The 9,453-nt window shown below is 62.8% G+C and carries 8 protein-coding genes; 2 read left to right on the top strand and 6 right to left on the bottom strand.

The genetic code is table 11. The annotated features are described in order from the left end of the window. The 6 genes from acs to ACP153_RS22095 all read right to left on the bottom strand — a co-directional run. Positions 1–1,953 (bottom strand): acetate--CoA ligase (acs, locus tag ACP153_RS22120; protein ID WP_424973191.1); only part of this gene is annotated, 1,953 nt, incomplete at its 3' end. 239 nt (positions 1,954–2,192) lie between these two features. Then, the gene (locus tag ACP153_RS22115) at positions 2,193–2,948 is read right to left on the bottom strand and encodes an ABC transporter ATP-binding protein (protein ID WP_424973190.1); all 756 of its coding nucleotides are present in this window, start codon (positions 2,946–2,948) and stop codon (positions 2,193–2,195) included. Positions 2,949–2,960: 12 nt separating this feature from the next. After that, on the bottom strand, positions 2,961–3,716 hold the full coding sequence (locus tag ACP153_RS22110; protein WP_424973189.1) for an ABC transporter ATP-binding protein: 756 nt from the start codon (positions 3,714–3,716) through the stop codon (positions 2,961–2,963). 12 nt (positions 3,717–3,728) lie between these two features. Then, positions 3,729–4,937 carry a branched-chain amino acid ABC transporter permease gene (locus tag ACP153_RS22105; protein WP_424973188.1) on the bottom strand — a complete coding sequence of 403 codons (1,209 nt, stop codon included), beginning with the start codon at positions 4,935–4,937 and terminating at the stop codon, positions 3,729–3,731. A gap of 3 nt (positions 4,938–4,940) precedes the next feature. Beyond that, complete coding sequence (locus ACP153_RS22100; protein WP_424973187.1) at positions 4,941–5,972, bottom strand: branched-chain amino acid ABC transporter permease; 1,032 nt, start codon at positions 5,970–5,972, stop codon at positions 4,941–4,943. A 100-nt stretch (positions 5,973–6,072) separates the two neighbouring features. Next, positions 6,073–7,437, bottom strand: a complete 1,365-nt coding sequence (locus ACP153_RS22095; protein WP_424973186.1) for an ABC transporter substrate-binding protein — start codon at positions 7,435–7,437, stop codon at positions 6,073–6,075. Positions 7,438–7,664: 227 nt separating this feature from the next. Between ACP153_RS22095 and ACP153_RS22090 the strand changes: the two genes are divergently transcribed. Next, positions 7,665–8,960 carry a short-chain fatty acyl-CoA regulator family protein gene (locus tag ACP153_RS22090; RefSeq protein WP_424973185.1) on the top strand — a complete coding sequence of 432 codons (1,296 nt, stop codon included), beginning with the start codon at positions 7,665–7,667 and terminating at the stop codon, positions 8,958–8,960. A gap of 126 nt (positions 8,961–9,086) precedes the next feature. After that, a complete protein-coding gene (locus ACP153_RS22085) occupies positions 9,087–9,452 on the top strand; it encodes a response regulator transcription factor (protein WP_424973184.1) in 366 nt (121 codons plus the stop codon). The last annotated feature ends 1 nt before the right edge of the window (position 9,453 follow it).

Raw genomic sequence — 9,453 nt, 5'->3', positions numbered from 1 at the left:
CTTATTCATTCTGTTTTCGATGAGGTCATCGACGACGGAGGGGTCTGCGAGTGTTGAGGTGTCTCCGAGGGCTCCGAAGTCGTCTTCGGCGATTTTGCGCAGGATGCGGCGCATGATCTTGCCGGAGCGGGTTTTCGGCAGGCCCGGGGCCCATTGGATCAGGTCCGGGGCGGCGATCGGGCCGATCTCGGTGCGGACCCAGGTGCGCAGCTCCTTGCGGAGCTCCTCGCTGGGCTCTTCGCCGTTCATCAGCGTCACGTAGCAATAGATGCCCTGGCCCTTGATCTCATGCGGGTAGCCGACCACGGCGGCCTCGGCCACCTTGGCATGGGCGACCAGCGCGCTTTCGACTTCGGCGGTGCCCATCCGGTGGCCCGAGACGTTGATCACGTCATCGACCCGGCCGGTGATCCAGTAATAGCCATCCGCGTCCCGGCGGCAGCCATCGCCCGAGAAGTAGTAGCCCTTGTAGTCGCTGAAATAGGTCTTCACGAAGCGCTCATGGTCGCCGTAAACCGTGCGCATCTGGCCGGGCCAGCTGTCCTTGAGGCAGAGCACGCCCTCGCATTCGGTCGTGGTGATTTCCTCGCCCGTGGTGGGCTCGAGCACGACGGGCTGCACGCCGAAGAAAGGCGTGGTGGCCGAGCCGGGCTTCAGGGCCGTGGCCCCGGGCAGCGGCGTCAGCAGGTGACCACCGGTCTCGGTCTGCCACCAGGTGTCGACGATCGGGCATTTGCCCTTGCCCACATGGTCATTATACCAGTTCCAGGCCTCGGGGTTGATCGGCTCGCCCACGGTGCCCAGCACTTTCAGGGTGCTCAGATCGCATTTCTCGACGAATTCCGGCCCCTTCGCCATCAGCGCGCGGATCGCGGTGGGGGCGGTGTAGAACTGGGTGACCTTGTGCTTGTCGCAGACCTCCCAGAAGCGGGACGCATCCGGATAGGTCGGCACGCCCTCGAACATCACCGTGGTGCCGCCATTGGCGAGCGGGCCATAGACGATGTAGCTGTGGCCCGTGACCCAGCCCACATCGGCGGTGCACCAGTAGATATCGCCCTCATGCACGTCGAAGACGTATTTCTGGGTCATCGCCGCATAGAGCAGGTAGCCACCCGAGCTGTGCACCACGCCCTTGGGCTGCCCGGTGGAGCCGGAGGTGTAGAGGATGAACAGCGGATGCTCGGCCTCGACCTCGACGGGCATGTGGTGGTCGGAGGCCTCCATGGCCATCTCGTTATAGTCGAAATCGCGCCCATCGACCCAGGTGGTCTGACCGCCGGTGCGCTTCACGACCAGCATCTTGACGCTGTCCTTGGTGTGCAGCAGAGCCGCATCGGCGTTGGATTTGAGCGGGGTCTGACGGCCGCCGCGCGGTGCGTAATCGGCGGTGACCACGACCTTGGCATCGGCGCCGTTCACACGGGCGGCCAGGGCGTCGGGGGAGAAGCCCGCAAAGACGATCGAATGGATCGCGCCGATCCGCGCGCAGGCGAGCATCGCATAGGCCGCCTCGGGGATCATCGGGAGATAGAGGATGACCCGGTCGCCCTTGCGCACGCCCATCTCCTCGAGAACATTGGCCATCTTGCAGACCGAGGCATGCAGCGCCTTGTAGGTGATGTGCTGGGCCGGCTCCTCGGGATCATCGGGCTCGAAAATGATCGCCGTCTGATCGCCGCGCGTGGCCAGATGCCGGTCGATGCAATTGGCCGCCACGTTCAGCGTGCCGTCCTCGAACCACTTCACATGCACATCGTCATGGGCAAAGGACGTGTCCTTCACCTTGGTGTAGGGCTTGATCCAGTCCAAAGACCGACCATGCTCCCCCCAAAAACCCTCAGGATCAGAAACCGACAACGCATACATCGCGTCATAGGTTTCCGACGTGATATGGGCGTTCTTCACAAAGTCGGCGCTGGGTGTGTAAACACCGTCTTTTTCGTCAAGCATTGGGGTCCCCCGAATTCGAATTGGTTGCAAAAACTGTGCAAGCGAGGGATCGCGTGTTCAAGCGCGCTGGTTGCCGCATTCGTCCCTGTCGCCTTGTGCTTTGGTCGTAGATGCGCCCGCAGCGTGCCGCGCGTCTTGCGTCAAATCAAGAGCCTGAGGATCACGGGGCAGCGCCGCACCTCTCGGGCGCGGGAGCTCGGGACGCCCTTAGGATGCGTCCCGAGCGGGGGGGATGGCGATCAGATCGCCAGGTACTCGGCCCGCAATTCTGCGTTTTCGAGCACTTCGGCGGCAGTGCCGTCGAAGACAATGGAGCCGGTGTCGAGGATCACGGCGCGGTCCGCCAGTTGCAGGGCGCGCACGGCGTTCTGCTCGACGATCACAGTGGTGATGCCTTGCTCCTTGATGATGCGCAGGGTCTTTTCGATCTCATCCACGATAACCGGGGCGAGACCCTCATAGGGCTCGTCCAGGAGCAGCACCTTGATGTCCCGGGCCAGGGCGCGGGCAATCGAGAGCATCTGCTGCTCGCCGCCCGACAGGGTCACGCCCTCCTGCTTGCGGCGCTCGCCGAGGCGCGGGAAGAGGTCATAGAGACGGTCGATGGACCAGCCCTTGGGCTCGACGATCTGGGCGAGCTGGAGGTTTTCCTCCACCGTCAGGCCGGGGATGATCCGGCGATCTTCGGGCACAAGCCCCAGCCCGGCGATGGAGGCCTCATAGCTTTCCATTTCATGCAGGCGCTGGTGGTCGAGCCAGATCTCGCCATGACTCACCTGAGGCTCCGCAAGGCGCGCAATGGCCCGCAAGGTCGTGGTCTTGCCCGCACCGTTGCGGCCGAGCAGCGCCAGGATCTCGCCCTCATGGACGTTAAAGCTGATACCCTGCACGATGTAGCTCTCGCCATAATAGGCGTGCATGTCCCAAACGCTCAGATACGCGGGGGCGGTTTCGGCGTGGTTCACGCCTTTGGAGAAGTCAGGCTTCACATTCATCTCTATCCCCTCCTAGTGCGCTTCGCCGAGATACGCTTCGCGCACCTTGGGATGGCCCTTGATGTTTTCCGGGCTGTCCTCGACCAGGGGCGTGCCCTGGGCCAGAACCGTGATCCGGTCGGCGAGCGAGAACACCACATGCATGTCATGCTCGATGATCGCGATGGTGATGTCGCGGGTGTCCTTGATCTCCTTGAGCAGGTCGATCGTGTTGTTCGTGTCGGCCCGCGCCATGCCCGCCGTGGGTTCGTCCAGCAAGAGCATGCGCGGTTGCTGCACGAGGCACATGGCCATCTCGAGCCGCCGCTTGTCGCCACGGCTGAGCGAGGCCGCATGCATGTTGCGTTTGTCGAGCATGTTCACATCCTTGAGGATGCTTTCGGCCATGTCGCGCATGTCCGACTGGCTGCGGACCGAGACAATGGCGTTGAGCTCGAAGGACCCGTCGCGCTTGGCGAAACACGCGATGAGCACATTCTCCATCACTGTCAGATCGCTGAAGATCTCGGGTGTCTGGAACACCCGGCTGATCCCCATCTGGCAGATCTCGTGCGGGGAGCGTCCCAGCACCGATTGGCCGTCGAACATCACCGATCCGGTATCCGGGATCAGCTTGCCCACGAGGCAGTTGAGCAGGGTGGACTTGCCCGCCCCGTTGGGGCCGATGATGGCGTGAACCGTCTGCTCCTTGACGGAGAGGTTCACGTCACCGAGCGCCTGGAGGCCGCCGAAGCGTTTGCCCACCCCTTTGACTTCGAGAATTCCCATGGGTCTCTCTCCTTATTCCGCAGGGGTGGTTTCGGCAGATTTCTTGCCGTCATCGCTGTCGGCTTTCTTGCCGCGGCCAAAGAGGCGCGCGATGCGCTGGCCGCCCTCGACGAGGCCGCCGGGCAGGAAGATCACGACGAGCATGAAGATGATGCCAAGCGTCAGGTGCCAGCCCTTGCCGATGAAGGGATAGACCATGGCGACGAGCGCGTCCTCCATCCCGTCGGGCAGGAAGGCGAACCACTGGTGCAGGATGGTTTCGTTGATCTTGGAGATGATGTTCTCCATGTACTTGATCATACCTGCGCCGAGAACCGGACCGATCAGGGTGCCCGCACCGCCGAGGATGGTCATCAGAACAACCTCACCGGAGGCCGTCCAGAACATCCGCTCAGGGCCCACCTGGGTGTCCATGGCCACCATCAGCCCGCCTGCCAGACCGGCATACATGCCGGAGATCACGAAGGCCGCGAGGGTATAGGGCTTGGAGTTCAGGCCGGTATAGTTCATCCGCTGCTGGTTGGATTTCACCGCGCGCAGCATCATCCCGAAGGGCGAGCGGAAGATACGGATCGCCACATAGAAGCTGATCAGCATGATCACGGCCGCGAGGTAGTATCCCGCGTTGAAGGTAAAGAGCCAGCCGCCCACATTCATCTCGTAGCTCGACTTCATAGTCAGGCCAAAGAGGTTCGCCGAAGGCGTCGCGCCATCCGCCAGGGCCGGGTCCAGCAGGCGCGGGTCATTGACCTTGGGCTGCAGACCGGTTTCCCCACCGGTGATCGGCGTGAGCACCGAATAGGCCAGCGCATAGGACATCTGGGCGAAGGCCAGCGTCAGGATCGAGAAGTAGATCCCCGAGCGCCGCAGCGAGATCCACCCCACCAGCAGCGAGAACGCCCCGGCCAGAATGACCGCCCCGATGATCGCCGGGATCACATTCATGGTCAGCAGCTTCATCATCCAGATCGCCGCGTAGGAGCCCACTCCAAGGAAGGCCGCATGGCCGAAGGAGAGGTAGCCCGTCAGCCCGAAGAGGATGTTAAAGCCGATGGCGAAGATCCCGAAGATCACGAAGCGCTGCATCAGGTCCGGGTAGCCCGCGTTGAACTGCGCCAGACCGGAGCCCTCGGGGAAGGGGTTGAGGAGGAAGGGCGCCAGCATGGTCAGGCAGGCCACGATAATCAGAAGGACGGTGTCTTTTTTCTCAAGTCCGAACATGGATCAGTCCTCCATCACGCCCTTGCGTCCCATCAGGCCACGGGGCCGGGTCAGCAAGATGATGATTGCGACAAGGTAGATGATGATCTGGTTGATGCCGGGCACCAGGTTGATGGCCCAGGACATCGATGCAAAGCTTTCGAGGATCCCCAAAAGGAAGCCTGCCGCCACAGCGCCGGGCAGGGAGCCCATGCCGCCGACAACCACCACCACGAAGCTCAGGACCAAGAAGTCCATGCCCATATGGTAGTTTGGCGAGTTGATCGGCGCGTACATCACCCCCGCAAGACCGGCCACACAGGCGGCAATGGCGAACATGATGGTGAAGCGCTTGTCGATATTGATGCCCAAGAGACCCACGGTCTCGCGGTCAGCCATCCCGGCCCGCACGACCATCCCGAAGGTGGTGAATTGCAGGAAGGCAAAGACGGCGGCGATGATGATCATCGCGAAGACGAAGTACACGAGGCGCCAATAGGGATAGATGATCGAGCCCGGATCAAAGCCCAGCATCGCACCGAAGTCGAAGGAGCCGATAAAGGCTTCGGGGGCGGGCGTCGGGATCGGGTTCGCACCGTAGAAATACTTGATCACTTCCTGCAGCACGATGGCGAGACCGAAGGTCACGAGGATCTGGTCCGCATGGGGGCGCTTGTAGAAGTGCTTGATCAGCCCACGCTCCATGGCGATGCCGATGGCGGCCATGATCGGCAGGGCAAAGAGGATGCCCAGTGGCACCGCCCAGTCGATGATCGCATCCCCCGCGGTCTGCCCGAAAATGTCGTAGACGTAAGGGACATCGACCTTCAGCGGGTTGCCGAGAAAGTCGGTCCGGGTCTCATCCACCACCTGATGGCTCAAGGTCAGGATCCGGCTCAGGGTCACGGCGCAGAAGGCGCCCATCATGAACAGCGCCCCATGGGCGAAATTGACGACACCCAGGGTGCCGAAAATCAAGGTCAGACCCAGGGCGATCAGCGCATAGGCTGATCCCTTGTCCAGACCGTTGAGAATTTGAAGGATGATTGCGTCCATGGCTCCCACCTCGGCTGATGCGGACTGCGCCGTTCCGGGGCGCAGAGGAGGGACGGGCGCGAAAACGCCCGTCCCGGTCTAAGGCTCAGATCGTTGCGGATCAGGCGCCCGGGTTGCAGGTCCCGAGCGTTGCGTCTGCACCGCCGAACTGCGGGTGGTCGGGGGCGTAGGTCACCTGCTCGACCGGGGTGACTTCCACGATCTCCAGAAGGTCGAACTCGGAGGTCGGGTTCTCTTTCCCCTTCACCACGAGCACGTCCTTGAAGCACTGGTGGTCTTCGGCGCGATAGAGCGTCTTGCCATTGCCCATCCCGTCGAACTCGAAGCCTTCGAGGGCTTCTGCCACGGCACAAGGGTTGAACGAACCTGCGCGCTCGACCGCATCCGCATAGAGCATCGCCTGGACGTAGCAGGTATGCGCGGCCTGGGACGGCGGGAAGCCGTACTTGGTGCCGAAGGAGCGGACGAAGGCTTGCGAGCCTGCATCCTGCAGGGACCAGTGCCAGTTCGTCGAGCCGAAGATGCCCTTCACGTTGGCGCCCGCACCCTTCGCCATCAGGCGGGAGTAGAGCGGCACGACGATCTCGAAGTTCTTGCCGTTGACGAGACGATCGCGCAGGCCGAACTGCACCGCGTTGGTCAGCGAGTTCACCATGTTGCCGCCATAGTGGTTCAGCACCAGAACGTCAGCGTCAGACTGCAGAACCGGCGTGATATAGGCGGAGAAGTCGGTCTGTGTCAGCGGCGTGAGCACGGTGTTCACCGTCTCCCAGCCCATGGCCTCGGTCGAGGACTTCACGGCTTCTTCCGTGGTGTAGCCCCAGTTGTAATCCGCCGTCAGGTGATAGGCCTTCCGGTCGGTGCCATAGTTCTTCGCCAGGATCGGGGCGAGGGCCGCGCCGGACATGTAGCTGTTGAAGAAGTGACGGAAACCGTTGGCCTTGCGGTCCTTGCCGGTCGTGTCGTTCGAGTGGGTCAGACCCGCCATGAAGATGATGCCGGCCTCCTGGCAGAGCGCCTGCACGGCCACGGCCACACCGGAGGAGGAGCCGCCGGTGACCATTACCGCGCCGTCCTTCTCGATCATCGAGCGGGCGGACGCGCGCGCGGCGTCGGATTTGGTCTGGGTGTCGCCGGTGACATACTCGACCTTCTTGCCCAGGATGCCGTTGCCCTGCAGGGCCTTGGAGCTGAAGGTGCTCATCATGCCGCCATCGCCGCCACCATTCAGGTGCTCGACCGCCAATTCATAAGCGCGCAGTTCGTCGGCACCCTCGTCGGCATAGGGGCCGGACTGGGGCACGTTGAAGCCCAGGGTGACGGTGCTGCCCTGAGGGGCGTTGGTGAAACCGGTATGACCATCCGACCATACCGCGCCGGTAAAGATCGTGGGCAGGGCAAGGCCCGCGCCTGTGGCCGCGCCTGTTTTCAGTACGCGACGGCGACTGATCTCAGATTTAGACATTGAAGTCCTCCCAATGTTTTTGTCCGGGGGCTGATCCTCACTCCCGCCCCGCGATGGGCGCACTGCGTGCAAACCCAGCCCAAAGAAATTACAGATTTGCAGTGCGGCGCAACAAGTGCTTCGATTTGTTAGATTTATTTGTAAACGATTGGACAATGCACATGCAGTATGTGTAAAGTTATTCTCGCGCGGTTGCAGAAAACCCGTGATAACACTCAGGTTTATCCATGCCCAAGAGCTCACTGACCGGCAGCCGCATCCGCGAAAGGCGTCAGTCTTTGCGCATGAAGCAAGCGGATCTGGCGCGCGATGTGGGGATCTCGGCCTCCTACCTCAACTTGATTGAACACAACCGCCGCAGAATCGGCGGAAAAGTCCTCCTTGATATCGCCACGGCCCTGCGGGTCGATGTGAACGCCCTGACCCAGGGCGCGGAGGAGACTTTGCTGGAGGGGCTGCGGGAGGCAGCGGCCTCCGCCCGGCGCAGTGCTGCGGAGCTCGACCGGATCGAGGAATTCGTTGCGCGCTTCCCCGGCTGGGCCCAGCTGATCGCCGCTCAGCGGCGGCGGATGGTCAATCAGGAGCGCACGATCGAGGCGCTGAATGACCGCCTGACCCATGACCCGTTTCTGGCCGAGGCAATGCATGATCTGGTCTCAAACGTGACGGCGATCCGCTCCACCGCGGCGATCCTCGCCCAGACACCCGAGATCGAGGCCGCATGGCGCGACCGCTTCCATCGCAACATGCTGGAAGAAAGCGACCGGCTGGCTCAGGGTAGTCAGGCGCTGGTGTCCTATTTTGACACGCAAGTGGCCTCGGAGGTGACCTTCGCCACGGCGCAGGAAGCGTTGGAGTCTGTGCTCGCCGAGCATGAGCACCATCTTGCGTCGCTGGAGACCGGCGGGATCGCGGCTGCCGAGGACCTGATCGACCATGCGCCGCAGCTCGCCACGCCCCAGGCCCGCGCCCTCGCGCTCAGCTATTTCCGGACCTATATCCGCGACGCGGACCGTCTGCCGCTGAAACCCCTGCAAGCCGCGTTTGAGAAGGAGCGGGATCCGGCAAAACTCGCCCAGCAGTTTCAGGTGCCGCTGCCGCAGGTCATGCACCGGCTCGCCTGCCTGCCGCAAAGCGCTGGCGGGGTGGATGTGGGGCTGGTCGTCGCCGACAGCTCCGGCAGTCTGCTCCACCGCAAGGGGATCGACGGTTTCCCGATCCCGCGCTTCGGGGCGGCCTGTTCGCTCTGGCCGGTCTACCAATCCCTGAGCCATCCGACCCAGCCCTTGAAGGTGGATGTCGCGACCCCGCCGGGCCGCCGCTTCGTCACCTACGCGATCAGCGAGGTCAGCACCCCCGTCGCCTTTGATGTGCCGCAGATCCCCCGGGCCTGGATGCTGGTGATGGAGGTGGACCGGCCCGCCCGCGATGCCGCTGAGCCCCGGGCCATCGGCACAACCTGCCGGATCTGTCCGCGCGATGCCTGTAGCGCACGGCGCGAACCCTCGATCCTCGCGGGTTGAGGCGGGGGCGCTTTTTCCGTGTTGCCCGAAAATACATCATTTGCCCCCGCTAGTGCTTTGACATGGACCGTCAAGCGGGCGATTGTGATGCGCCTAAGAATCGCCAGAGCGGAGGAGGGACCGATCATGGCGAAAACCGTTCTGGTTATCGAGGACGAGCCGAATATCATCGAGGCGATCAGTTTCATACTGTCGCGCGAGGGTTGGCACGTGCGCACACATTCTGACGGGGCCACGGCCCTGGACGCCATCGCGCGCGAGGCGCCGCATCTCGTCATGCTCGACGTGATGCTGCCGAACCGGAGCGGGTTCGATATCCTGCGCGATCTGCGGGACAATCCGGAGACGGCGGAGATGCCGGTCCTGATGCTCACCGCGAAAGGCCAGAAGAAGGATCGCGAGCTCGCCGAGAGCTATGGCGTGTCCCATTTCATGACCAAACCCTTCTCGAACCGCGAAATTCTGGATCGCGTGCGGGATCTGAGCGCCTGAG

Source organism: Dinoroseobacter sp. S76 (assembly GCF_049801095.1).
GTDB lineage: Bacteria > Pseudomonadota > Alphaproteobacteria > Rhodobacterales > Rhodobacteraceae > Dinoroseobacter.
The sequence above is the reverse complement of the archived record's forward strand: the minus strand, read 5'-3'. Positions and strand labels throughout refer to the sequence as shown.

What these genes read in the sequence shown, in the direction of transcription:
- ACP153_RS22110 (WP_424973189.1), bottom strand. Translation starts at nt 3,716, where the DNA reads ATGGGAATTCTCGAAGTCAAAGGGGTGGGCAAACGCTTCGGCGGCCTC.
- ACP153_RS22105 (WP_424973188.1), bottom strand. Translation starts at nt 4,937, where the DNA reads ATGTTCGGACTTGAGAAAAAAGACACCGTCCTTCTGATTATCGTGGCC.
- ACP153_RS22115 (WP_424973190.1), bottom strand. Translation starts at nt 2,948, where the DNA reads ATGAATGTGAAGCCTGACTTCTCCAAAGGCGTGAACCACGCCGAAACC.
- ACP153_RS22085 (WP_424973184.1), top strand. Translation starts at nt 9,087, where the DNA reads ATGGCGAAAACCGTTCTGGTTATCGAGGACGAGCCGAATATCATCGAG.
- ACP153_RS22100 (WP_424973187.1), bottom strand. Translation starts at nt 5,972, where the DNA reads ATGGACGCAATCATCCTTCAAATTCTCAACGGTCTGGACAAGGGATCA.
- ACP153_RS22095 (WP_424973186.1), bottom strand. Translation starts at nt 7,437, where the DNA reads ATGTCTAAATCTGAGATCAGTCGCCGTCGCGTACTGAAAACAGGCGCG.
- ACP153_RS22090 (WP_424973185.1), top strand. Translation starts at nt 7,665, where the DNA reads ATGCCCAAGAGCTCACTGACCGGCAGCCGCATCCGCGAAAGGCGTCAG.